Source organism: Arthrobacter sp. P1_H7 (assembly GCF_056405215.1).
In genome coordinates, this window is record NZ_JBFUCO010000007.1 from 58390 (window position 1) to 80617 (window position 22228).

General features: G+C 67.7%; 19 protein-coding genes. 7 read left to right on the top strand and 12 right to left on the bottom strand.

The genetic code is table 11. The features are described 5' to 3' along the window. Positions 1 to 12 precede the first annotated feature (12 nt). Complete coding sequence (locus AC1DXI_RS09510; protein ID WP_476938382.1) at positions 13 to 759, top strand: lipoate--protein ligase family protein; 747 nt, start codon at positions 13 to 15, stop codon at positions 757 to 759. Here AC1DXI_RS09510 and AC1DXI_RS09515 read toward each other — a convergent pair. The 3 genes from AC1DXI_RS09515 to AC1DXI_RS09525 all read right to left on the bottom strand — a co-directional run bounded on the left by AC1DXI_RS09515 (position 732) and on the right by AC1DXI_RS09525 (position 5087). Then, complete coding sequence (locus tag AC1DXI_RS09515; protein ID WP_476938383.1) at positions 732 to 2345, bottom strand: carboxyl transferase domain-containing protein; 1614 nt, start codon at positions 2343 to 2345, stop codon at positions 732 to 734. The genes AC1DXI_RS09510 and AC1DXI_RS09515 overlap by 28 nt on opposite strands. Then, on the bottom strand, positions 2339 to 3592 hold the full coding sequence (locus AC1DXI_RS09520) for a CaiB/BaiF CoA transferase family protein (RefSeq protein ID WP_476938384.1): 1254 nt from the start codon (positions 3590 to 3592) through the stop codon (positions 2339 to 2341). Before AC1DXI_RS09520 ends, AC1DXI_RS09515 begins: the two co-directional genes overlap by 7 nt. Before the next feature lie 85 nt (positions 3593 to 3677). Beyond that, positions 3678 to 5087, bottom strand: coding sequence for an SLC13 family permease (locus AC1DXI_RS09525; protein ID WP_476938385.1), 1410 nt, complete (start codon positions 5085 to 5087; stop codon positions 3678 to 3680). Positions 5088 to 5211: 124 nt separating this feature from the next. On the opposite strand from AC1DXI_RS09525, the gene AC1DXI_RS09530 reads away from it, so the two are divergent. Beyond that, on the top strand, positions 5212 to 5919 hold the full coding sequence (locus AC1DXI_RS09530; RefSeq protein ID WP_476938386.1) for a FadR/GntR family transcriptional regulator: 708 nt from the start codon (positions 5212 to 5214) through the stop codon (positions 5917 to 5919). A 6-nt stretch (positions 5920 to 5925) separates the two neighbouring features. After that, entirely contained in the window at positions 5926 to 7251 is a 1326-nt protein-coding gene (locus AC1DXI_RS09535; protein ID WP_476938387.1) for a carboxylesterase family protein, read from the top strand. A 35-nt stretch (positions 7252 to 7286) separates the two neighbouring features. On the opposite strand, the gene AC1DXI_RS09540 is transcribed toward AC1DXI_RS09535, so the two are convergent. Beyond that, positions 7287 to 7832, bottom strand: a complete 546-nt coding sequence (locus tag AC1DXI_RS09540; RefSeq protein WP_476938388.1) for an N-acetyltransferase family protein — start codon at positions 7830 to 7832, stop codon at positions 7287 to 7289. A gap of 336 nt (positions 7833 to 8168) precedes the next feature. Then, positions 8169 to 8426 (bottom strand): hypothetical protein, encoded by a 258-nt coding sequence (locus tag AC1DXI_RS09545; RefSeq protein ID WP_476938389.1) that lies wholly within the window; start codon positions 8424 to 8426, stop codon positions 8169 to 8171. A gap of 256 nt (positions 8427 to 8682) precedes the next feature. Here AC1DXI_RS09545 and AC1DXI_RS09550 point away from each other — a divergent pair, with 256 nt between their 5' ends. Then, on the top strand, positions 8683 to 9216 hold the full coding sequence (locus tag AC1DXI_RS09550; RefSeq protein WP_476938390.1) for an N-acetyltransferase family protein: 534 nt from the start codon (positions 8683 to 8685) through the stop codon (positions 9214 to 9216). Between the two features lie 18 nt (positions 9217 to 9234). Here AC1DXI_RS09550 and AC1DXI_RS09555 read toward each other — a convergent pair whose 3' ends face one another. The 3 genes from AC1DXI_RS09555 to efeO are packed head-to-tail and all read right to left on the bottom strand — an operon-like array spanning position 9235 to position 12205. Further along, the gene (locus AC1DXI_RS09555) at positions 9235 to 9891 is read right to left on the bottom strand and encodes a hypothetical protein (protein WP_476938391.1); all 657 of its coding nucleotides are present in this window, start codon (positions 9889 to 9891) and stop codon (positions 9235 to 9237) included. After that, entirely contained in the window at positions 9888 to 11282 is a 1395-nt protein-coding gene (efeB, locus tag AC1DXI_RS09560) for an iron uptake transporter deferrochelatase/peroxidase subunit (RefSeq protein WP_476938392.1), read from the bottom strand. The genes AC1DXI_RS09555 and efeB overlap by 4 nt, the downstream gene beginning before the upstream one ends. Further along, positions 11279 to 12205 carry an iron uptake system protein EfeO gene (efeO, locus tag AC1DXI_RS09565; RefSeq protein ID WP_476938393.1) on the bottom strand — a complete coding sequence of 309 codons (927 nt, stop codon included), beginning with the start codon at positions 12203 to 12205 and terminating at the stop codon, positions 11279 to 11281. Before efeO ends, efeB begins: the two co-directional genes overlap by 4 nt. Positions 12206 to 12419: 214 nt before the next feature. On the opposite strand from efeO, the gene AC1DXI_RS09570 reads away from it, so the two are divergent. Together AC1DXI_RS09570 and AC1DXI_RS09575 are read left to right on the top strand one after the other, a co-directional pair. Then, the gene (locus tag AC1DXI_RS09570) at positions 12420 to 14966 is read left to right on the top strand and encodes an AMP-binding protein (RefSeq protein WP_476938394.1); all 2547 of its coding nucleotides are present in this window, start codon (positions 12420 to 12422) and stop codon (positions 14964 to 14966) included. Positions 14967 to 14998: 32 nt separating this feature from the next. Next, positions 14999 to 15487, top strand: a complete 489-nt coding sequence (locus tag AC1DXI_RS09575; protein ID WP_476938395.1) for a hypothetical protein — start codon at positions 14999 to 15001, stop codon at positions 15485 to 15487. Positions 15488 to 15669: 182 nt separating this feature from the next. On the opposite strand, the gene AC1DXI_RS09580 is transcribed toward AC1DXI_RS09575, so the two are convergent. Continuing rightward, complete coding sequence (locus tag AC1DXI_RS09580) at positions 15670 to 16929, bottom strand: cytochrome P450 (RefSeq protein WP_476938396.1); 1260 nt, start codon at positions 16927 to 16929, stop codon at positions 15670 to 15672. A gap of 54 nt (positions 16930 to 16983) precedes the next feature. Next, positions 16984 to 18615, bottom strand: coding sequence for an FAD-dependent oxidoreductase (locus AC1DXI_RS09585; protein WP_476938397.1), 1632 nt, complete (start codon positions 18613 to 18615; stop codon positions 16984 to 16986). A 94-nt stretch (positions 18616 to 18709) separates the two neighbouring features. Here AC1DXI_RS09585 and AC1DXI_RS09590 point away from each other — a divergent pair, with 94 nt between their 5' ends. After that, the gene (locus AC1DXI_RS09590; protein WP_476938398.1) at positions 18710 to 19498 is read left to right on the top strand and encodes a GNAT family N-acetyltransferase; all 789 of its coding nucleotides are present in this window, start codon (positions 18710 to 18712) and stop codon (positions 19496 to 19498) included. Between the two features lie 28 nt (positions 19499 to 19526). On the opposite strand, the gene AC1DXI_RS09595 is transcribed toward AC1DXI_RS09590, so the two are convergent. Then, positions 19527 to 20969 (bottom strand): AAA family ATPase, encoded by a 1443-nt coding sequence (locus AC1DXI_RS09595; protein WP_476938399.1) that lies wholly within the window; start codon positions 20967 to 20969, stop codon positions 19527 to 19529. A gap of 57 nt (positions 20970 to 21026) precedes the next feature. Next, the gene (locus tag AC1DXI_RS09600; RefSeq protein ID WP_476938400.1) at positions 21027 to 21788 is read right to left on the bottom strand and encodes a VOC family protein; all 762 of its coding nucleotides are present in this window, start codon (positions 21786 to 21788) and stop codon (positions 21027 to 21029) included. Positions 21789 to 22228: the final 440 nt, after the last annotated feature.

Sequence of the window (22228 nt, forward strand, 5' to 3'; positions counted from 1 at the left end):
GAGCATAACAACATGCCGCAGGCGCCTGCCGGGTCCCGGACTCTGACGGTGGTGCGGCAGCAGGAATCGCTCGGTGCCGCGGCCGACCTCGACTTCGCGCTCGGGCTCCTCCAGAAGGTCAAATCCGGTTCATTGGGCCCCACGCTGCGGCTGTACCGGCCGGTTCCCACGGTCGCCTTCGGCCAGCGCGACACGCACCTGCCCGGCTTCGAAGCCGCCGCCAACGCCTGCCGGGAGCTGGGCTTCGAGCCGCTGGTCCGCAAGGCCGGCGGCCGCGCGGCGGCGTACCACGAGCGAACGCTCGTCATTGACCACCTGGAACCCGATGCGGACGCGATAGCCGGGGCCAAGGGACGGTTTTCGCGTTTCGGCGAACTGCTCGCCGGGGCACTGCGCGACGCCGGCGTGGATGCCGGCGTCGGTGAGATCCCGGGGGAGTACTGCCCCGGGGAGTTCAGCGTGCACGGCAGCGACCCGGAGTTCCCCGAACACCGGATCAAGCTGGTCGGCACCGCCCAGCGGGTGGTCGCCGGCGGCTGGCTGTTCAGCTCCGTGATCGTAGTGGCGGACTCGGCCCCGATCCGCGCGGTCCTGGAGGCCAGTTACGCCGCCCTCGGCCTCGAATGGGACCCGGCGACGGCCGGCGCGGCCGATGACCTCGTGCCGGGCCTCGACGTCGATGCGGTCGAGGCCGCGGTGATCGCCGCCTACGGCCGCTACGCCCCGCTCAGCTACGCGGAGTTTTCGAGCCTGCTCTGAGCCTCATCTAGAGGTGACCCGGCCGGGCGGCGTCCCTCCGTCGGTGCAAGGACGCTGCCCAGGTTGCGGTACTTTGCCAGGCGCCGGGGGAGCAGTTCGTCGACTCCTGCGTTGGAGAGCGTGGCGAGTTCGTATTCGATGGCGCGGCCGAGGCGGCTGCAGAAGGCCAGAGCCTCGTCGGCGGCATTGGGGCGTTCGTCCACGATGTGCTCCACGAGTCCGTTGGCGTGCAGCGACGCGACGTTGACGCCCTGGGCCTCGGACATGGCCGCGGCGAAGCCGGTGCTCCGATGGACGATGGCGCTGGCGCCTTCGGGCGGCAGCGGCGACAGCCAGGCGTGCTGCGCGGCGATGGTGCGGTCCGCGGGCAGGAGGGCCAGTGCCCCGCCGCCGGCCCCCTGGCCGAGCAGCACGGACACCGTGGGTGCGTTGATCCCGATGAGGTCGTGCAGGGAGCGGGCGATCTCGCCGGCCAGGCCGCCTTCCTCGGCTTCCTGGGACAGGGCGGCGCCGGCGGTGTCGATGATGGTGACCAGCGGCAGCCCGAGTTCCTCGGCAAGGCGCATGCCGCGCCGGGCTTCCCGGAGGGACGCCGGCCCCATCGCCGTCTGTCCCAGTGCCGTCTGTCCCATGCCCGTCGGCCGCGKGGCCCGCGGCCGGGTGTGGCCGATCACGACGCAGGATTCCTGGCCGAAACGGGCCAGGGCCAGCTGAAGGCCGGGGTCCTTTTCGCCCTGGCCGGTGCCGTTGAGCGGGAGCACGTCCCGGGCCCCGTGCGCCAGCAGCTGCCGGACATCCGGCCGGCGGGGGTCGCGGGAGATGCCGATCGACTCCCAGGCGCCGGCGCCGGAGGGTTTCACGGACAGCGTGGCGGGCGTGGCGACCGGCGGGCGGGGGCCGGTGACCAGGATGCCCAAGGCGCGGTCGACGACGTCGGACAGCTGCGAGGGCGGGACCACCGCGTCAATCAGCCCTTTGTCGAAGAGGTTCTCGGCCGTCTGGACGTTCTCCGGGAACGGGGTGGCGTGGAGGGCCTCGTAGACCCGGGGTCCGAGGAAGCCGAGCAGGGCGCCGGGCTCGGCGGCGGTGATGTGGCCGAGGGACCCCCACGAGGCCATGACGCCTCCCGTGGTGGGATGGCGCAGGTAGACCAGATAGGGCAGCCCGGCGTTGCGGTGGGTGCGGACGGCGGCGCTGATCTTGACCATGGAGAGGAACGCGATGGTCCCTTCCTGCATGCGGGTCCCGCCCGACGCGGGGCCGGCGAGGAGGGGCAGGCCTTGGCGGGTGGCCCGTTCGACGGCGGTGACGATCCGTTCCGCGGCGGCCTGGCCGATGGAGCCGGCGAGGAACCGGAACTCGCTGACGATGATGGCCACCCGGCGGCCGCGGATGAGGCCCTCGCCGGTGAGGACGGATTCGTCCACGCCGGACTTGGCCCGGGCGGCGGCCAGTTCCTGCCGGTACCCGGGGCCGGGATCAGGGTCCAGCACGGGAGCGTCCCAGCTGCGGTAGGACCCGGGATCGAGGACCGCGGCGATGAGTTCGGTGGCGTTAAGGTGCCGGACCTTCTGCTGGGTCAGCATGCCCGGGGACCCTTCTGGCCCGTGACTGTCGCCGCGCCGGCTCGGGTGCCGGCTGCCAGCCCCAACCACCGCCGGATCTGCTCCCCGTCCTGGTCCAGCAGCGGCGGCGCGGTGTGGGACGTCAACGTGGTTTCAGTGGTGCCGGCGGCGCTGAAGAACCGCAGCGGCGGGCCAGGCAGGCTCACGGTCCCGAGGATTTTGTGCTCGACGTCGATCACCAGACCCTGCGAGTGGACCTGTTCCCATTCATAGACTTCGTCCAGGGTTCTGACCTTGCCGGCAGGGATGCCGGCGTCGTTGAGTTTGGTGAGCAGCGGCTCCGCCTCGAAATCGGAGAACACCCGCTGCACTTCTTCGATGACTTTCTCGCGGTTGCGCACGCGGTCCGCATTGGTGGCGAACTCCGGCCGCGCGGCGTCGATCCCGAACGTCGATGCGAACGTTCTCCAGAGCTTTTCGCTTCCCACGCTGATCTGCACCCTGCCCTGCCGGCAGTGGAACAGTCCGTAGGGGGCGATGGACGGGTGGTGGTTGCCCTGGGCCTTGGGCACTTCGCCCGCAACCGTGGCCCGGGTGCCCTGGAAGGCGTGGACCCCGATCAGGGCCGCGAGCAATGAGGTGCGGACGATCTGGCCCTGGCCGGTCCGCTCACGCTGGAGCAGCGCCGCGAGGGTGCCGAACGCCCCGTACATGCCGGAGAGGAGGTCGGCGATGGGGACCCCGACCCGCTGCGGATCGTCCGGCCCGGGTCCGGTCAGGGACATCAGCCCGGCCTCGCCCTGGAGGATCTGGTCGTAGCCGCTGCGCCGGGATTCGGGCCCGTCGTGCCCGAAGCCGGTGATGGAGAGGACCACCAGCGCCGGATTCAGGGCATGCATCTGCGCAGCGGAGAACCCGAGCCGGTCCAGGACGCCGGGACGGAAGTTCTCGATGACCACGTCGGCGCGTTCCAGCAGCTCACGCAGCACTGCCCGCCCGTCGTCGCTCTTCAGGTCCAGGGCAATGGATTCCTTGTTGCGGTTGCAGGAGAGGAAGTACGTGGCCTGCGGATCATCCTCGGGGCCCACGAATGGCGGGCCCCAGCCGCGGGTGTCGTCTCCGGTGCCGGGGTTTTCCACCTTGATCACCCGCGCGCCGAGGTCCGCCAGCATCATGCCGGCATGCGGGCCGGCGAGGGCACGGCTCAGGTCCACCACGAGATAGCCGGTGAGGGGGCCTTGGGCGTCGGGCGTGGGTTCGGTGCTCATGGGCGTGTTCCTTCTCTGGTCGGTCTTTGCGGGCTCTGATCGGTGTGCTCGCCCGGCTGGTTGATTTGCCGGCTACATCCAGCGGTCACATCCAGCCGGGGACTACCATGACCAGCCAGGCGATGGCCGGCCCGACGGCGACGACGATGCCGCTGTAGGCCAGGATCTGCTTGTAGAACCTGTCCTTGTCCACGTCCTCCGGGGCGTTGGCCAGGACCAGGGCGCCGTTGGTGGAGAACGGGGAAACATCCACGATCGTGGAGGCCACGGCCAGGGCGGCGATCACGCCGACGGCGCCGACCTCGCCGGTGGCCAGGAACGGCACCGCCAGTGGAATGAGGGCCGCGAGGATGGCGGTGGAGGAGGCGAAGGCCGAGACAATGGCCCCGATGTAGCAGATCAGCAGGGCCGCGAGCAGGGGCATGCCAAGATCCGCCACGCCGCCGGACACGAATGCGATGGTGCCGGCTTCTTCGAGGACGCCCACGAAGGTGAGCATGCCGCAGATGAGCAGGACGGTGGACCAGCTGATCTTGTTGACGGCGCCCTTCTGCGCTGCGGGGGACACGAGGGCGAGGACGATTGCGATGGTGATCGAAACGAAGCCGACGTCCACCTTGAATCCGAGCGAGATGACGGCCAGGGCGATCAGGCCAAGGATGGTGATGAGCTGGGGAATGGATGCACGGGCGCCGCTGGCCGGAGGTACGCCGGCCCCGGCGGGACCGGCTGCCGAGGATGCACCGGAGCCGGAGGTGCCCTTGGCCGAGACGCCGGCGGCGGAGATGTCGGATCCGGATCCCTGCAGCGTGACGCCGGCCGCGCGGGCACCCACGCTGACGGACATGCGCTTTTCTGCGGCCTGTTCCACCAATCGCCCGCCCGGGGTGGACAGCAGTTTGCCGCCGCCGAGGACGACAAACAGCACCAGCGCGATGGCCAGGTTGAAGAGGAAACTCGCCAGGAAGATCGCCATCGGGTTAGCATCCAGCTCCGTCTTGGCAATGATGCTGTTGACGGTGACGCCATAGACGGCGATGGGGGAGAAGCCGCCGGCTTGCGCGCCGTGGATCACCATCATGCCCATCATGAGCGGATTGATTTTGTGTTTGGCGGCGAAGCTCAGGGCGATCGGCGCGATGATGGCCACGGCGGCCGGGGAGAGGGCGCCGACGGCGGTAATCACCGCGGTGATGGCGAACATGACCCACGGGATCAGGGCAACCTTGTTGCCGACCAGCCGGACGGCGCCCCGGACCAGCAGGTCGATGGTGCCGTTGTTTTGCGCGATGGCGAACAGATAGGTGACCCCGACGATGGTCAGGAACAGGCCGCCGGGGAAGTTGGCCAGGATGTCGTTGGTGGACATCCCCAGCACCACGGAGCCCAGCAGGAAGGCGCCTACAAAGGCCAAGGCACCCATATTCAGCGGCAGCACCGTGGCCAGAAGGAACATCACCGCCAGGATGATGATGGATAGGACGGGAGCGGACATCGTTGTTCCTCCGGATCGAAGTGGGTCACTTACTGGCTTAGTGGCCTAGCCTCCTAGACACTAGGTGTCTTTGTCAATAGTTCTCCGGTAGTCTTAGGGGTCAGGGCAGGCTGGAAGGACGCGCATGGCAAAGCAGGCGGCAACGCATCAGATTTCCCGCGTTTCGCGGCCCCGGCTCTACGAGCAGCTGGTGGAGCAGATTATGGACTTCATCGAGTCCGCTGAGCTGGGTCCCGGGGACACGTTGCCGGCTGAACGGGAACTTGCCGAGCGGTTGGGGGTTTCGCGTGCCACCCTGGCCCAGGCCCTGGTGGCCCTCGAAGTGCTCGGCGTGATCGACGTCCAGCACGGCACCGGAGCGGTGCTGGTTTACCGGCCCAACGTTCCGTCCGTGATCAAAGGCCTCCGCGAGCACCGCAGCCGTCTGCCCGAGATCGTTGAAGCGCGCAGCACCCTGGAGGTCAAACTGGCCGAACTGGCGGCTGCCCGCCGCACGGAGCAGGACATGAACGCCATTGATCACGCCCTCGAAGCCATGGCGGAAGAAGTCGCCTCGGGGGACCGCGGTGCGCGCGGCGACGAGCTGTTCCACCAGGCCGTCACCGCCGCGGCCCACTCGGCAGTTCTGGCCCAGTTAATGTCCTTCATTGCCGGAATGGTGCTGGAAACGCGCCTCGAATCGCTCGGACAGCCCGGCCGGCCGGAGCAGTCGCTCGCCTCCCACCGCAAGATCGCCGACGCGATCAGGTCCCGGGACTCGGCGGCCGCCGCGGCGGCGATGCTCGAGCACATTGACCTTGTCTCCGATGTTGCCCTCCTGAAGAACAGCTAGGCCGGAATGAATGTGAACCTTTCCTTCGATCCGCCCTGTGGGCCGATCACCGGATGGCGCGACGGCGCCGTCGTGCGTGCCACCGGCATTCCCTACGCCACCGCGGAGCGCTTTCAGCCGCCCGAGCCGGCAACCGACTGGACCGGGATGCTCGAGGCGACATCCCTGTCTCCGGCGTGCCCGCAGGCGCCGGTGCCCTTCCTGGATGACGTGCTCGGCACCCGCTACGGCGAACTTCCGGGCAGCGAGGATTGCCAGCGCCTGTCCATCGCCCTGCCTGCCGATCTCGACGATGGTGAGCGGCTGCCGGTGATGGTGTGGCTGCACGGCGGGTCCTACACGTCCGGTTCCGGGGATCTGGCGATCTTCGACCCGGCAGCGCTGGTTGCCGAAACCCGGGTGATCGTCGTTTCGGTGACCTATCGGCTGGGCCTCTTCGGATATTTGTCCACCAGCACCGGCCGGCCCGCCAATCTGGGCCTGCTGGACCAGATCGAGGCGTTCCGGTGGGTGCAGCGCAACATCGGATCCTTCGGCGGCGATCCGGGCCGCGTCACGGCGTTCGGGCAATCCGCAGGGGGCGACGCCGTCGCGCACCTCATGGCGACCCCTGACGCGGCGTCGCTTTTCCAGCGCGCCATCATTCAAAGTGCTCCGTTGGGCATAACGCGGGGGCGGGAAAGGATGAACGCCGCCATGGGGGTGGCCGCGGAGGCGGTTACCGCCGCGACGCCGGCGATGGACGTCGTTGCTGTCGAAGAGGACGTGGCGCGGGCGGCGAGGAAGTTCGGGCTGATGGCTGCCATGCCGTTCGGGATCCAGTACGGGCATTCACCGCTGCCAGAGGAATCCGGGCTTGACCGGGCCTGGAACGCCGCTGCCCCGGGGATCGACATCCTGATCGGCCACACGGCGGAGGAAGCCCGCCTGTTTCTGCCGCGAAGCCCGCGCCTGAGCCGGGTGGCGAGGATTCCCGTAGTCGGCAGCGCCGTGCTCAAGGCAGTCACATGGGTGGTCACCGAAATGGTGTACGGCAAAGCGGCGCGGCGGTTTGCCAGGCGGCATGTGCGGGCGGGCGGGCGGGCGCACAGCTACGTGCTGTCCTGGCGCGCACCGGGAAATCATTACGGCGCCGCGCACACGGTAGACCTGCCCCTGCTGTTCGGCCACCAGCGCACGTGGGAGGGTGCCGGGCTCCTGGCGGGAGCGACGTGGGAGGAGATCAATGCCCACGGCCGGGCGATGCGGGCACTGTGGGCACGATTCGCCTACGGGGAAGGTCTCGGGTCCCGCGGCGAGATTCCCGGCTCGCTCCGCTACCGCTCGGTCTGAACTCCCTGGGGCCAGGGGCCACGGGCGCCGGGGAGCTACCGGCGCCCGTCCCCCTCAATCGCCCGAGCCGTCGTCGAGGACAGAGCAATGTGCCGCACGCCGTGTCCGACTCGGTGGTCAAGGGTGAAGCCCGGGTGCTCGGGAAAGTCGCCCACACGATCGGGGGTGAAACCAAGAGCCTCGTAGAAGCCGATGGCTGACGGACTTGCCTGCCAGTCCAGGATCATCGGCTGTGGCCGGGCCCGCGACCAGTCGAAGATAAAGTTCATGAGGGCCCTGCCGGTGCCGCCCAGGCGTGTGTCAGGATCGACAAAGAGGTCATGTACGCGACCTGTGGTGTACGTAGCCCGCAGACCTGGCCCGAAGTCCTGGGCCAGGCCATAGCCGATCAGACTGCCGCTTCCCAGTGCGTGTGCCACGGGGAGGCACCATGAGGCGTCGGCCACGAACTGAGCGAAACGGCTATGGAAAACTCCCGGCGGAACCTCTTGTGCGGCTGGGGTGAAGGCAATGGACAACCGACGCACCTCAGCCGTGTCCTCCGCCCTCGCTGCGCGCACCACCAGCCCTTTCGTCGTCACGGGCGCTCTTTCCCTTGAACTATTCGCCGATATGGAGTCAATCCAGCGAGCTGAAATTAGTGCGGAAGCTCTGCTGCCTCGGCGGCCGAGGCCTCTGCGCGAAGCTGGGCGATCCGCAACTTCAGAAACGTGTTCAGCCGGAACACGGTTCGCGCCAGAACGAAAAACGCTGCCACGGGAAAAGCCCAGTAAAGGGCCGCAACGAGCAAGCCAAGATCCAATTTCAAACCCCCAGTATCGATGCCGCGTTTACGACTCAGCGCAGCATAGGTGCTTCAGCGAATATTCACCTAGTCAATTTTCAGCTGCGGAGATCCTCCCGCGGCACGGGAGTGCTTACTCATTGAGTTCGGCCAGGATGTCGGCGGCGTCCGTATTTCCGGCGGATGCCAACCGCCGGAGCTCTTCGAAATCTTCCTTCTCAGCTGCGAGTTCAACCAGCTGATCCTCAGCGTCGCGGCTGCCGCCGTCGGCAAGTTGCCGCAGCTCTTCGAAATCTTCCCTCTCCGCGGCCAGCTCGATGAGCTCGCCGATGGCGTCGTTGTCGCCGCGGGCAGCACGCTCCCGGAGTGCTGAAAGATCAGATTCTGACATTGCGTGGACCTTTCCAAAGAAACGGTTCCGTTAGCCGGTCCGGACCGCAGGAGGGCGACTTGGCCGGGGGAGGCCGGCACGGTGTTATTGCAGGGTACCGCGCTGACTGAATCGGCCCTAGTGTGAGCGGCCCGGCCCTTGGATCCGCGGGCACGTGGCTCCTTGCCGCAGCCAGCGTCGTCGTTATCCTCTACCTTTTCCGCCGTCTCGTGCGCGCCGCACGGCACCGCTGAGCCGGGTTGATAGATTCTGGACCGTGACCACTCCGGACATCAGCGTTAGGGCCGCAACCGTGCACGACGCCGCACGGCTGGCCGAGATCCATATTGCGGCCTGGCGGGCCGCTTACCGCGGCGTCATGACCGATGAGTACCTTGACGGTCTCGACGCCGGGCGGGCAGCGTCTGCGTGGCGTCGGAATATCCTGGAGCCCGGGGACGGGACCATTCACCTCGTCGTCCAGAGCGGCGATAACGTTGTGGGCTTCGCTATCCTCGGCCCGGCCGCCGGCGCCCCGGATCCGGGAACCGGTCAGCTCCACGCGATCAATGTGCATCCGGACTGGTGGGCGCAGGGCGCAGGTTCCGTTCTGTTCGCGGCCGTGGAACAACAGCTGATCGAACTCGGCTACGACCGGGCATTTCTCTGGGTGGAGAAAGGCAACAATCGGGCCATCAGCTTCTACACCAACCGCCGGTGGCTCGACGACGGCGGGACACTGGAAGACACCAGATTCGATCCGGCTGTGGCAGAGAAACGCCACAGCCGGATCTTCTCGCCCGCGCGGTAGTCAAAGGACCCGCCGGCGTCAGGTTCCCGTCCAGCGCCGCAGCGTGCTGTTGAGCAGTCCGACCAGCACGGACGTCCACCAGCAGGTTTGCGAGATGCACAAGGCCGCGAGCAAGCGTGCCCGCAGCCCGGCTGCCATGGCCGTGAACAAGGTTTCCGGCGGCAGCCGGTGCAGTTGCTTCATGGTTTTGGTCAGGACCAGCCCGTTCAGCATGAGGACCAGGATGCTGACGAGTTTGATTGCCGTCGGCGGGCTGGAGAGATCGGGGTGCAGCAGCGCCCCGGAGATGAGCAGGATCGCCAGCCCGCCCCAGATCAGCGGCTGCGCGGCGGAATCGAGTCGGCGTGTGTCGTGGACGTCGCGGCGGCCAAGGAGCCAGAGCATGCCGACCCAGTCGAGCACCAGGATGGCGCCGAAGGACAGCACGAGGGCCAGGATATGGGCGGCGAGGGCTACCCGGTGGATCTGCACCCCGGGGTCGAAGGACCCTCCGATCAGCACGGAGGCCAGCCACGCTGCCGAACACCCCACGGCCAGCAGCGCGAGTTTCAGGGTTGGTTTGCCGGCGGGCCTGCCGGACCCGCTGATGCCGCGTCCGGGATGTTCCGTGCCATCGGGCTGGCCCGCTTCACCGGTGCCGGGCGGAAGTCCGGCATCGGTGACGGCTGCCGTCATGCGAAGAGTCCTTCGCCGATGAAGCCCCCCGCCCTGGTTCCCGGCGGAACCGCGAACAGGCCCGAGCCGGTGTGTTTAAGGTATTCCACAGCAAGCGTGTCTTCCTTCGCCATGGCCAGCTGCATGGGCACATAGTGGGTCCTGGGGTCCGTGACGAACGCGATGAAGAACAGTCCGGCGTCGAGGTGCCCCAGACCGTCCGAGCCGTCGGTGTAGTTGTAGCCGCGCCGGAGCATTTTGACGCCGTCGTTCTGGCTTGAGTGCGCGAGCCTGACGTGGGCGTCCAGCGGGATCAGCGGTTCCCCGCTGCGCCCCTGGAGCTGGAAGTCCGGGGCGGTGAATTCTTCGCCGCCGGAGAGCGGTGCCCCTGCGCCCTTGGTGCGCCCGATCAGCGCTTCCTGTTCCCGCAGCGAGGTGCGGTCCCAGATTTCGATGTGCATCCGGATCCGGCGCGCTACGAGGTAAGTGCCGCCGGCCATCCAGCCCTCTTCCGGGCGCGTTCCCTGACCGGCCCACACGTGTTCCTCGAGCAGGGCGGTGTCCTCTGCCTTGAGGTTGTTGGTGCCGTCCTTGAAGCCGAAGAGATTCCGCGGGGTGGTCTGGGCCCGCGACGTGGAGGACGTCCGCCCGAAGCCCAGTTGGGACCAGCGGACGCGGGTCTGCCCGAAGCCGATGCGGGCAAGGTTGCGGATCGCGTGGACGGCCACCTGGGGGTCGTCCGCGCAGGCCTGCACCACGATGTCGCCGCCGGTGCGTCCGGGTTGGAGGTCGTCGCCGGGGAAGTGCGGCAGGTCGATCAGTGCGTCCGGGCGGCGCCCCTCGAGTCCGAAGCGGGCCTTGCCGTCCTTCTCGAACAGGCCGGGGCCGAACCCGAAGGTGAGGGTGAGTTTGCCGGCCCCGAGGTCCAGGGCTTCTCCCGTGTCCTCGGGCGGGGCGTCGTAGGGGCCGTCGACGGCACCGCTGTTGCCCGTGCTGCGCCCCGCGGTCATGGCCGCGGCGGCCGCCGTCCAGTCCTTCAGGAGCCGGATGAGCTCGGCGCGGTCCTCCGTGACGACGTCGAAGGCCGCAATGTGAAGGCGGTCCTGGGCAGGCGTGACGATGCCGGCCTGGCGGTCGCCATGGAAGGGGATGATGTCGCCGGGCGCTGCCAGCGGAGCGGCCGCTTCCGCCACGGCGTCGTGGCTGAGGAAGCCAGCCGCCAGACCGGCGACGGCGCCCGCGCCGCCGGCTCCTGCGAGGGACAGGAGCCCGCGGCGGGACAGCCGGCCCTTTCCCGGACCGGAGGCTGCCGGCGGTGCGGGCATGGCAGCGGCTCCCGCTGCCTTGGCTGATTCCGGCGTGCCGCCATCGGGGGTCTGGCCTGCGGTGCCGCCGAAGGGGCAGCCGCTCACAGGACTACTGCCGACGTGAGCTTGGCGAGCGGCTCGCCCAGGGCATCAACCAGGGAGGCGAGCTGCTGGACTTCGGCCTGGCTGAGCTTGTTGTAGTAGGTGAAGCCGTCGCCGGTGGAGTGCTGCTTGAGCCCGGCCTGCAAGGCTGCGAACTTGGCCTCGAGCGCTGCGGCCAGGGCAGGGTCCTTCTGCGCCAGCACCGGCTTCAGGCTGTCGAAGGCGGTCCGGGCTCCGTCAACGTTGGCCTGGAAGTCCCAGAGATCGGTGTGGGACCAGATTTCTTCCTCCCCGGTGACTTTGCCGGTGGCTACTTCGTCCAGGAGTTCCTTGGCGCCGTTGCCGATCTTGTCCGCGGAGAGTTCCACTGTGCGGGTCCGCTGGGCCAGGTCCTCGGTGTCGGAGACGAGCTGAGTGGCGATGGCGGCACGCTCCGCCGTTGTGAGGGGGGTGTAGCCGGCCGGCGGGAACAGGTCCTTTTCGGCCCGGTGCCAGCCGGTCCATTCCTGGCCGGGTTCGAGGTCGGCTTCACGGGCATCGAGCTTGGGGTCGAGGTCCCCGAACGACTCGGCGACCGGCTCGATGCGCTCCCAGTGCATGCGGGTGTCGGCGTAGAGCCCGCGGGCCTTCGTTGCGTCCCCGGCGGCGTAAGCCGCCGCGAACGCCTTCGTGCCGTCAAGCAGCTGATCGGTCTGGTCCTTGACATAGGCGGAGTACTGCCGGGTGCCGGTGTCCAGCAGGGCCTGGAGTTTGGCGTCGACGGCGGGACTGCTGCTGACCTGGACGGGCCCGGCGGCGGCGCCGCCCGGGGTCTTTGGGGTGTCCATGCAGCCGGCCAGGGCAAGCGGAACGGCGGTTGCCGCGGCGAACAGGGCAAGAGTCTTCCGGAGCCGGGGAGTGGTTTTGGGCAGGGGGATGCTGGGCATGGGTGTTTCCTTGGATCGGACGGGTGGAACGGTGCTGTGCTGGGGTGCGGAAGCCGGGGGGGTGCGGGGCCGTGTGGGCTTCCCTCGGCAATACCACCGACGCAAGCCCGACTTAGGCACCCCTAAGTAAGGAGAATACCCATCGGCGGGGATTACGCAAACCTTTCGTACCCTAATTTGGTTTAGGTAAGCCTAATCTAATAAAGTGATCCGGGTGACCACGCAGCTTGACTTCATGCGGGTGCCCTTTGCCGCCGATCTTGCGAGCCACGGGGACAGCCCTGCCATCCTTACCGACACCCTGGCAATGACGTACCGGGAGCTGGCGGAGAGGGTCGATGCCTTCTCCCTCCGTCTTGGCACCACCCGGCGCCTCGTGGCGCTCGCCGCAGCCAACGATCTGGACTCCCTGGTGGTCTATCTGGCAGCCCTGGCCGGCGGCCACCCGCTGATTCTCCTGCCGGAGGACAAGCCGGCCACCCTGGAATCCCTCGTTGCGGCCTACGACCCTGACGTCGTTGTCCGGTCCGGCACCGGGCAGCTCCTGATGGACGAACGCCGGACCGGCACCCGCCACGAGCTTCACCCGGACCTGGCCCTCCTGCTCAGCACGTCCGGATCCACGGGCTCGCCCAAGCTCGTCCGGCTCTCTCATGCGAACCTGCAGGCCAACGCCGAGTCCATTGCCGAGTACCTGAACATCGGGCCCGACGACCGTGCGGCGACGACGCTGCCGACGTCCTACTGTTACGGACTGTCCGTGATCAACAGCCACCTGCTCCGCGGCGCCGGGCTGGTCCTGACCGACCTTTCCGTGGTTGATCCATGCTTCTGGGAGCTCTTCCGACGCCGGGGAGCTACGTCCTTCGCGGCCGTTCCGTACACCTTTGACCTGCTGGAACGGGTCGGGTTCGCGGACATGGACCTGCCCGGCCTCCGCTACGTCACCCAGGCGGGGGGCCGGTTGGGGCCGGAATCGGTGCGGAAATACGCCGAACTGGGCCGCCGCAACGGCTGGGAGCTTTTCGTGATGTACGGCCAGACCGAAGCGACGGCCCGGATGGCGTACCTGCCTCCGGAACTGGCGGCCGAAGTTCCGGGCGCGGTGGGTATCCCGGTGCCCGGCGGCTCGTTCCGGATCGACCCCGTGCCGGGGCTGGAACACGGCGAACTTGTCTACAGCGGCGCCAACGTCATGCTTGGCTATGCCGAATGCCCGGCGGACCTCGCCGCGGGCCGGACCGTTGCGGAGCTCCGCACCGGCGACCTCGCCCGGCTGCACCCGGCGGGCGTCTACGAAGTGGTGGGCCGGCGCAGCCGGTTCGTCAAGATCGTGGGGCTGCGCGTTGACCTGGGACAGGTCGAGCGGCTCCTGGCGGATCTCGGTGTGCAGGCTGCCAGCGCCGGGACGGACGACGGCGTCGTCGTCGCCGTCGAAGGCGACCACGACGCGCACCTGCTGGGCAAGGTCCTCGCCCAGGGCATGGGGCTGCCGCGTGCGGCCCTGGAGGTCCACGCCGTCGAACATCTCCCGCGCCTGGCAACGGGCAAGCTCGACTACCAGGCTGTCCTGGCCCTGTCCCGGCCGGAACCCGCCGCCGTGGCGGAAACCGGCGGCCCGGACAATAGTCCTCCGGACAGCGTCCGGAAGATCTTTGAGGACGCGCTGGAGTGCGCCGACATCGCGCCCAATGACACGTTCGTGTCCCTGGGCGGGGACTCACTGTCCTACGTGGCCGCCTCGGTGCGGCTGGAACAGGCCCTGGGCCATCTCCCGCCCAACTGGCACGTGACGCCGGTCCGGGACCTGGAGCCGCCGCCGCGCACTGCACCGGTCCGGAAGCGCCGGCGGTTCGTTGCGCCCGTGGAAACGAGCGTCGTGCTGCGGGCCGTCGGGATCGTTCTGATCGTCAGCACGCACGTCGGTCTGTTCAGCTGGCAGGGTGCGGCCCACGTGCTCATGGCGGTAGCCGGTTACAATTTCGCCCGCTTCCAGCTCTCCGGGAAGCGGGTCCCGCGGCTGCGGCGGCAGCTGTCAAGCGTGGCAAGAATCGTGGCGCCGAGTATGGCGTTCATTGCGGTGGCGTACCTGATCACCGACAACTACGCACCCGCCAATATCCTGCTGCTCAACGCCGTCCTCGGGCCGGAGAGGGTGAGCACCCAGTGGCATTTCTGGTTCATCGAAATTCTCGTCTACCTGCTTCTCGCGGCGACGGCACTGCTGGCCATTCCGTGGGCGGACCGCGCCGAGCGGCGCTTCCCCCTGCTCTTTCCGCTGGCGCTGACCGGCGTGGGGCTCCTGACCCGGTATGAGCTGGTGAACCCCGGGGTGCCGCACACGGCGCCTGCGCTCTGGCTCTTCGCGCTGGGTTGGGCTATTGCACGGTCCCGGACCATCGCCCAGCGTTGCCTGGTCTCTGTCGTTGCGGCAGCGACCGTTCCGGGATTCTTCGAGAATCCGGGTCGGGAGGCCACGCTGCTCGCCGGGATCCTGCTGCTCATCTGGCTGCCCAGCATTCCGGTGCCGAAGGTCCTCCGCCGCCTCATGGTGGTGCTTGCCAGCGCCTCCCTCTACGCGTATCTGGTCCACTGGGTGGTCTACCCGCCGCTGGCCGCGATCAGCCCCGCCTTGGCCGTGGCAGGCTCGTTGGCCGTGGGCGTGGCCTACTCGGCGCTATGCGGGCGGGTGATGGGCGCAATCACCCGGTGGCGGACACGCGCAGGCAACGATCCGGGCACGAATTCAGCACAACAGTAGGCGTAGGGTGCCGTACCAGCGACACTGACGGCATGGCTCTCCATTGGAAGGACCGTGGCCGGCACTCCGCGATCAGTGCCACGGTGGGCGCATTGGTACTCATTGCCTCGATCTCGGGGTGCGCGTCCTCCACTGACGGGGAACCGCCGTGTTTCCCGCCCGCCTATTCGCTGACTCCGACGACGGCCGCGCCTGGGCAAAGCGTGACGGTGGCAGCGCCGGACGCTGACTGCAATCCCCGCTACGGCAAGAATGCGCGCATCCAGGTGAGCGTCACCGACGCAACAGGGGTGGAAGTCGTCAACACCACCGCCGCCATGAACGACGCCGGCGGGTTCACGTACACATTTGTCGTACCCGCCCAGACGGCCGAGGGGGATGCCGTCGTAACCGCTATGCCCTACAACGTTGACTGGTGCGATGACACCGGCAGGAACAACCGCGTGGCAGGCGCTGGCGAGGTCGGCCTTGCACTGGTGTCCTGTGCGGCGCCAATGAAGCCGCTGACGGTCACCCGCTGAAGTGCACTCCCCAGCGGGTGACGCGAGCAGAGGCTTAGCCGGGCGGCGGCGGAAGAGAGTTCGCGCACCGAACCCATCGCACCCGGGCCCGCCGACAGGACCAGGTGATCAAAGGCGCCGATGCGTTCGAACAGGGACCAGATCATCAGGGAAGCCGGCGTTGGCAACGCCACCGTCTACCGTCAGTTCCCCAGGCCAGGGGCGAGGACGCCGTCGATGTCTATCGGAAGGTGGGAGGGGCCGCGCAGGAAAGGGCTCGGCCGGTACGGCGGCGGGTCGGAGACCAGCCGCGGGTTCTCCAGCCTGGTGGCGAATTGGGTGAGGGCGATCTGCGCTTCCAGACGGGCCAGGGGCGCCCCGAAGCAAAGATGGACGCCGCCACCAAAGCCGAGGTGCTGGTTGTTGCGCCGGTCTGGGATGAAGAGGCCGGGATCAGCGACGTGGGCGGGGTCGCGGTTGCCCGCGGCCAGGACCAGGGTCAAGGAGGCGCCGGCCGGGATGGTGGTGCCGGCGATCTCGATGTCGTCGAGGGCGGTGCGGAACGGGATGAAATGGACGGGCGGCTCGTAGCGGAGCAGCTCCTCGACCATCGGTATGACCAGACCGGGGTCATCGCGCAGCCTCTGGAGCTCCGCCGGGTGACGGAGCAACGTCAGTGCGCCGTTGGAGATGAGGTTCACGGTGGTTTCATGCCCGGCGATGAGCAGGAGAAGCCCGGTGCTCACCAGTTGTTCGTCCGGCATGCGCCCTTCGGGGCCATCATCGGTGGCCATCGCTGAAAGCAGGTCATTCCCCGGTGCCCGCCGGTGGGCGTCCACCAGCTCCTGCATGAACGCGCGCAGTTCTTTGCCGGCCTCGAGTCTCTTCTTTTGCTGGGTTTCGGGATCGAGACCTGGATCCGTGGATTGCAGGGCAACGTCCACCCAAATCCGGAAGCGCTGTTCATCGCCCAGGGGCACACCGAGAAGTTCGCAGATCACCGTGACGGGCAGCGGATACGCCAGGTCATCGACGACGTCGATCCGGCTGCGGTCCGCCATGTTGTCGACGAGGTCGGTGACAATTTCCGCCATCCGCTCCTCCATCCCGGCCACCCTGCCGGGAGTCGTAGGCGGGCCGAAGTGCCGCATGGTGATCCGTCGAAACTTGTCGTGATCAGGCGGATCCATGCTGAGGAAAGTCGGCGTCATGCCCGCGCCGTCCCCGTCCCCGTCCTCGCCGGTGGCGGCGGCGCCCGCCGCGGCGGCTGCCGGGTTCCTGGCGATGTCTGAGCTGACCCGCGGATCGTGCAACAGGGCGGCGATTTCCGCGTAGGTGCTCACCAGATAGCTCCCGTCCGGAAGACGTGTCACAGGGGTCTTGCGGAGCTCCTCGTAGAACGGGTAGGGGTTCGCCCGGTTGGCGGTGTCGAGGATCTGCTCCCAGATGGTGGGTTGGGCCATGGCGAAGGCTCCTAGGGTAGTGGGGCCGGTGGGTGCCGGTCACCGGGCGGCGCGTTACGGGAGGCGGCGGTCAGTCAATCTGGCGCGCCGCTCATTGGGATAGTGGCCGGTCACCACGACGGTCGCATCCTGAGTCGGGCTGGCGGCGGGCTGGAACCCGGCCGGCACCGGCTGCGCATCGGCGGGCTCGTCAACATGGTGGAACGAGGGCGGGAAGGACGCCGCCTGCTCGATCAGCGGTTCATAGAAGTCAAGCCATTTGTTCTGGTTGAAGGCCACCGCGGCCACGATGCGGCCCTTGTAGCCGTAAACCGCCAGGAACCGGCGCGAGGCAACCGATCCCTGCACGATGGCGACCTGATCGGCGACCGATGGCACGCCCACGCTCTTGATTTCGGTGCCGAACTGGACGGACCAGAACTTAGGCACCGCCAGGTGCGGCCACCGTTCGGTCTCGCCGCTCACCATGTTGTGCGCTGCAACCTCGGCCTGGGAGATCGCGTTGCCCCAGTGCTCGACGGCGAGGAACTGGTAGCCGAACATCGGCTGCGGGGCGCGGGACACGTCGCCGGCGACGAAGACGTCATCGGTGACCAGCCCGTTGGCGTCGAAAGCGCGGCAGCCGGCGTCGCACGCGACGCCCCACACACCGCTCGCCAATCCGGAACCGGTGAGCCATTCTCCGTTGCGGACGGTCCCGAGCGCGGCGACCGCGACATCCACCTCAAGTGTGGTGCCATCGGAGAGGCGGGCGCGGCACAGCTGTCCGGCGGCATCGCCTTCCAGCGACACGACCCTGACGCCGCAGCGCAGATCCACACCGTTCTCCATCTGCAGCTCGCCGGCAATTGCACCGAGCACAGTGCCGAGCGCCGCGCCGAGCGGTGCCGGGCCCGCCTCTGCCACGGTGACGGGGAGGCCAAGTTCGCGGCACACCGAAGCGACTTCGCAGCCGATAAACCCGGCGCCAATGACCAGAACCCGGCGAGGGCGCGCGGCCAGGAGCTGCCGAAGCGTTGCCGCGTCCTCCCGGGTTCGCAAGGTCAGCACGCCTGCCAGCGCCGCCTCCGCCGCGTTTGGCCAGGAACGGGCCCGCACGCCGGTGGCGATCAACAGCTTGTCGAATCCGATCCGGCTGCCGTCGGCGAGATGCACCTGCCTGGCGGCCAGATCCAGACCCGTGGCGGCGACGCCCAGACGCCAGTCTGCGTCGATTGTCCGGCGGCGTGGCAGCGACGTGTCATCGGAGCGCACCGTACCGGTCAGGACCTGTTTCGACAGCGGCGGGCGGTCATACGGTTCGTGCGTTTCCTCGCCGATGAGGGTCAGCGAGCCTGTGAACCCTTCCTCGCGCAGCCGCTCCGCCGCGCGGAGCCCGGTCAGTGACGTGCCCACGATGACGATCCTTCCGGATCGTTTGAACATGCCCCCGTTGCCCCCGCCTGCGGCTGCCGTTCCCGGGGCTTCTATGGGAGTCCGCAGGCTGCGCGGCTCCTCAAGCTGGTCGAGTCGGATGGCCTGTACAGGGCACGCCGCGGCGGCCCGCCGGATCCTCGTGCGCTGCGCCTCGTCAGGGTCCGGGTCGTACGTCAGGGCCTCGTCCCCCTGGATCGTGAAGACGTCCGGGGCGAGGAAGGCGCATTGTGCGTAACCCTGGCATTTAGTGAGATCGACGACGAGCCTCATGCCGGACTTCTCCCTGTTTGGTCAAGCGAATCGAGTCTAAGCCTCGGCGGCTGGCCGTGGAAGAGGTAGTTCTCTGGCTGTACCGTGGACGCCGATGACTCTTTCTGACGAACTTCTTAGGGCGTACGACCGGCAACTCCGCACGGATGCCGAGACCCGTGGTGCCATCGGCGTCGAACGGCTGGGCCCGCTGCGCCTGGTGACGTTCGCGGGCGGCAGCGGCTTCGTGACGTATCAGGACCTCGATGGGGCCAGTGCCCGGACGATCGCGCGTTGGGTGGCCGAAGCGCTCGCGTTTTATCGCGAGGATCCCGCAATCGCCCGGGTCGAGTGGAAAACCCGTGGTCACGATCATGCGCCTGGACTCCATGGCGCACTGCTCGACAACGGATTTGAACCTGATGAGACCGAGTCGATCATGATCGGGCCGGCCCGCTTGCTGAACATGGACGTGCCACTCCCGCCCGGCGTCAGCTTGCGGAGGGTGAGCGCAGAACGGGACATCCGTGCCATGACCGCCATGCAGGACGAGGTTTTCGGCGCCGACGTCTCCGACGGCAACGCTGAGGCAATCCTGCGTCGGGTGGCACACGACGGCGGAATGCAACTGTGGGTAGCCGAACACGAAGGCCTGATCGTGAGCGCAGGCCGCCTCGAACCGGTGCCGGACACAGAATTCGCGGGCATCTGGGGCGGGGCAACGCGGGCCGAATGGCGCGGCCGGGGTATTTACCGGGCCCTCACCGCCGCCCGGGCCCGAGCCGCGCTAACGCTCGGGAAGAAACTCATCCACAGTGACTCGACTGAGTATTCGCGACCAATCCTGGACCGCTATGGTTTGCGCCGGGTGTCCACAACCACGCCGTACCGGTGGCGGCGCTGACGGCCCAAGCGCAAGGGCGCGGTCCTTCCTAGCCCCCGGGATGAAAGGTCGCCGGCGGTCCGGGGAACGGTCCTCCCATGCCCTCAGTGTCGCCGCCGGCGCCGCTGCCGAGGAGGCTTCGGGTAAGGGCGGCGCTGTCGGCCATCAGGTCATCCACAGCCCTCTCTAGATGAATGTCCGCGACCGGCACGCCTTCCAATGCGCCGGCAACGACCGCACGGCGGACGAGTTCGCGCGCGAACGAGGCGGTGGTGCCTTCAGCGCGGGCGGCGGCATCTTCAATCGAGTTCGGGCTGAAGGGAATACCACGGGCATACAGTTTGATCAGCGCAACCCGCTCCGTCTGGGCGGGTACAGGAATTTCCACGGCCAGGTCCACACGGCCCGGACGCTGTGCCAGGGCGCGTTCGAGCATGTCCACGCGGTTGGTGGTGAGGACGAACGCCACATCGGCGTCGCTGGCCAGACCGTCCATGGCATCCAGCACCTCGAACAGCAGCGGCTGAGGCCCGTGCCCGAAGCTGCGGTCCTCGGCGATGAGGTCGCAGTCCTCAAGAACCACGATGGAGGGCTGCAGCGCCCTGGCCATGGTGGCGGCTTCCGAGATTCTGGCGAGCGATCCGCCCGAAAGAAGGATTGCTGTGACACCTTCGCTCCGACTCAACAAATACCTCACCGTATGGGTCTTGCCCGTCCCCGGCCTGCCATAGAGCAGGACGCCGCGTTTGAGGTGCTGGCCGTACTTGATCAGAGACTCACGGTGCTCGGCGATACCCAGTGCGTGGTCCGACACTTTCTCCAGCAGGCCATCCGGCAGGATGACATCCGAACCGGCAAGGACCGGCCGCGCATGAAAGGTCACCCCGGCCGCGCTGGGACCATACTCACCCATCACCAGGGAAATGACCTGCCCCTTGAGCACGCTGCGGTGCTCCATCCGACGGCGGAACTCCGAGAGGAAGCGGGCGGCCTTATCTGTGGCGCCGGCCAAAACTTCAAGGGACGCTGACTGCCGGCCATACCGGGGGTTGGCGTCCCGCTGCAGCACGGCGATGGGACTGCCTCCGTGGCTGAACAGCCACAGCCCCAGGGCCACGGCCTGCCGCTGTTCGTCCGGCCCGACAGCGAGGTTGGCGTAGTCCGGTTGGGACAGGGGGAATTGCGGAAATAGCTGGGACTGCTGCAACATGTCGCTCAGCGAGTGATGGTGTCGCTGGTCGCCGCCGCCGATGCCCACGAGCCGGAACTCAGGATCCTCCGCGGCGAGCTCCTCCATGAGGATGTCTGCGTCCACGAACCGGTGCGGCGGAATCTCCTCAACCACTACGGACACTGATTCGGCCCGGACCGCCAAATGCTCGGTCAGCGTAGTCAGCAGCTGGGTTCCCGGTTGCACCCGCTGCTGCCCGGACTGCGCAAGCTCCACGAGCCGTGCGAAATTGTCGATGAACTTCCCCAAAATTTCATCCATGCGCTGACCCTACCAGCGCCGCAAATCGGGTGTGGCACTCATGCTCTCCAGCAAGCGTCAGCCGGCGGCTGCGCTGACAGCAAAGGTGCCGCCCTGGGGGTCGCTGATCACGGCGCTGCGAAATCCCGGTGTGTCCATCGGTGCCATCAAGATGCCGCCACCCAGTGTTACGGCATGCCGGGCGACGGCGTCCGCGTCGCGGACAGCAAAATTGACGCTCCAATGCGGCGGAACCGCGGCGCCGTCCGTGGCTGCCACGACCGCCACGACCCGGCCGGAGCGGAGCCACCGCCAGAACGGAGCGTCCGGGACAGATTCGAGTTCCCAGCCGAACATAGCGCCGTAGAACGCCTGGGCCCGTTCGAGATCTGTGGTGTGCAGCGAGCTCATGGCCCAGGAATTCGGCTCGTTCGCCAGTTCGGCGCCGTCGTTCCCGCCTGCCTTACGCAGGCAGAACGGGACACCGGTGGCGTCGGCGAGCACAGCAAGACGGACATCCGCGCCGGCATCAAACGGCGCCAGGCGCTTGCCTCCCGCCCGCTCGGCACGCGCCAGGGCTTCCCCGACGTTCTCGACACGCACATGGGTGATCCACCCCGGCGGCGATTGCGGCGGCGCCTGTCCGATGCCGGCCACCAGCTGACCGCGGAGGCGGGCAACGTAATAGTAGTCGCCGTCGAGACCGGACGGCATCGGAGCCGGGACGTCGAAAGTCCAGCCGAAGAGCGGACCGTAGAAATCTTTGGCGGCCCGGGCATCTGGCTGCCAGGTATCGACCCAGCACGGCACACCGACTGAGGAGGTATCCCGCGCTGTCATTGAAAACCCTTTCACCGGGGACCGTTACGCCGCGAACATTGTTTCCCACGGCCGCGGAGTCGATCAAGACCGAACTGGAGATTCCGCCGAGGCAAACTGCTGAAACTCCATGCCCGAGTGGGAAATCACCGTCGCCCGGGAAACCTGACACCCGTGCGGCAGGCTCGCCAACATATTTCCGGCCAATTGGGGAACCATGAATAAGGGAACGAAAACTGGAATTGCGGCCGTGGCGCTCACTCCACTGCTCGTTCTGGGGTCTGGAACAGCACCCGGTCTTCTGACGAGGACGTACGGAGCATGTTGTCGTTCAGCGGATGGTGAGGGCGGGCACGGGGGAGCTACGGGCTTACCGGCCGGAAAATCCGCCTATTGATTGTTACTCTCTTTTCCTTTTGTGCGGCAAATGCAATTGATATTCTGACTTTGGTCAGGCAGAG

Coding starts and splice junctions, on each gene's coding strand:
- AC1DXI_RS09575 (WP_476938395.1), top strand. CDS start 14,999: ATGGCTCTCCATTGGAAGGACCGTGGCCGGCACTCCGCGATCAGTGCC.
- AC1DXI_RS09525 (WP_476938385.1), bottom strand. CDS start 5,087: ATGTCCGCTCCCGTCCTATCCATCATCATCCTGGCGGTGATGTTCCTT.
- AC1DXI_RS09545 (WP_476938389.1), bottom strand. CDS start 8,426: ATGTCAGAATCTGATCTTTCAGCACTCCGGGAGCGTGCTGCCCGCGGC.
- AC1DXI_RS09580 (WP_476938396.1), bottom strand. CDS start 16,929: ATGGCCCAACCCACCATCTGGGAGCAGATCCTCGACACCGCCAACCGG.
- AC1DXI_RS09510 (WP_476938382.1), top strand. CDS start 13: ATGCCGCAGGCGCCTGCCGGGTCCCGGACTCTGACGGTGGTGCGGCAG.
- efeO (WP_476938393.1), bottom strand. CDS start 12,205: ATGCCCAGCATCCCCCTGCCCAAAACCACTCCCCGGCTCCGGAAGACT.
- AC1DXI_RS09530 (WP_476938386.1), top strand. CDS start 5,212: ATGGCAAAGCAGGCGGCAACGCATCAGATTTCCCGCGTTTCGCGGCCC.
- AC1DXI_RS09520 (WP_476938384.1), bottom strand. CDS start 3,592: ATGAGCACCGAACCCACGCCCGACGCCCAAGGCCCCCTCACCGGCTAT.
- AC1DXI_RS09595 (WP_476938399.1), bottom strand. CDS start 20,969: ATGGATGAAATTTTGGGGAAGTTCATCGACAATTTCGCACGGCTCGTG.
- AC1DXI_RS09590 (WP_476938398.1), top strand. CDS start 18,710: ATGACTCTTTCTGACGAACTTCTTAGGGCGTACGACCGGCAACTCCGC.
- AC1DXI_RS09535 (WP_476938387.1), top strand. CDS start 5,926: ATGAATGTGAACCTTTCCTTCGATCCGCCCTGTGGGCCGATCACCGGA.
- AC1DXI_RS09585 (WP_476938397.1), bottom strand. CDS start 18,615: ATGAGGCTCGTCGTCGATCTCACTAAATGCCAGGGTTACGCACAATGC.
- AC1DXI_RS09600 (WP_476938400.1), bottom strand. CDS start 21,788: ATGACAGCGCGGGATACCTCCTCAGTCGGTGTGCCGTGCTGGGTCGAT.
- AC1DXI_RS09555 (WP_476938391.1), bottom strand. CDS start 9,891: ATGACGGCAGCCGTCACCGATGCCGGACTTCCGCCCGGCACCGGTGAA.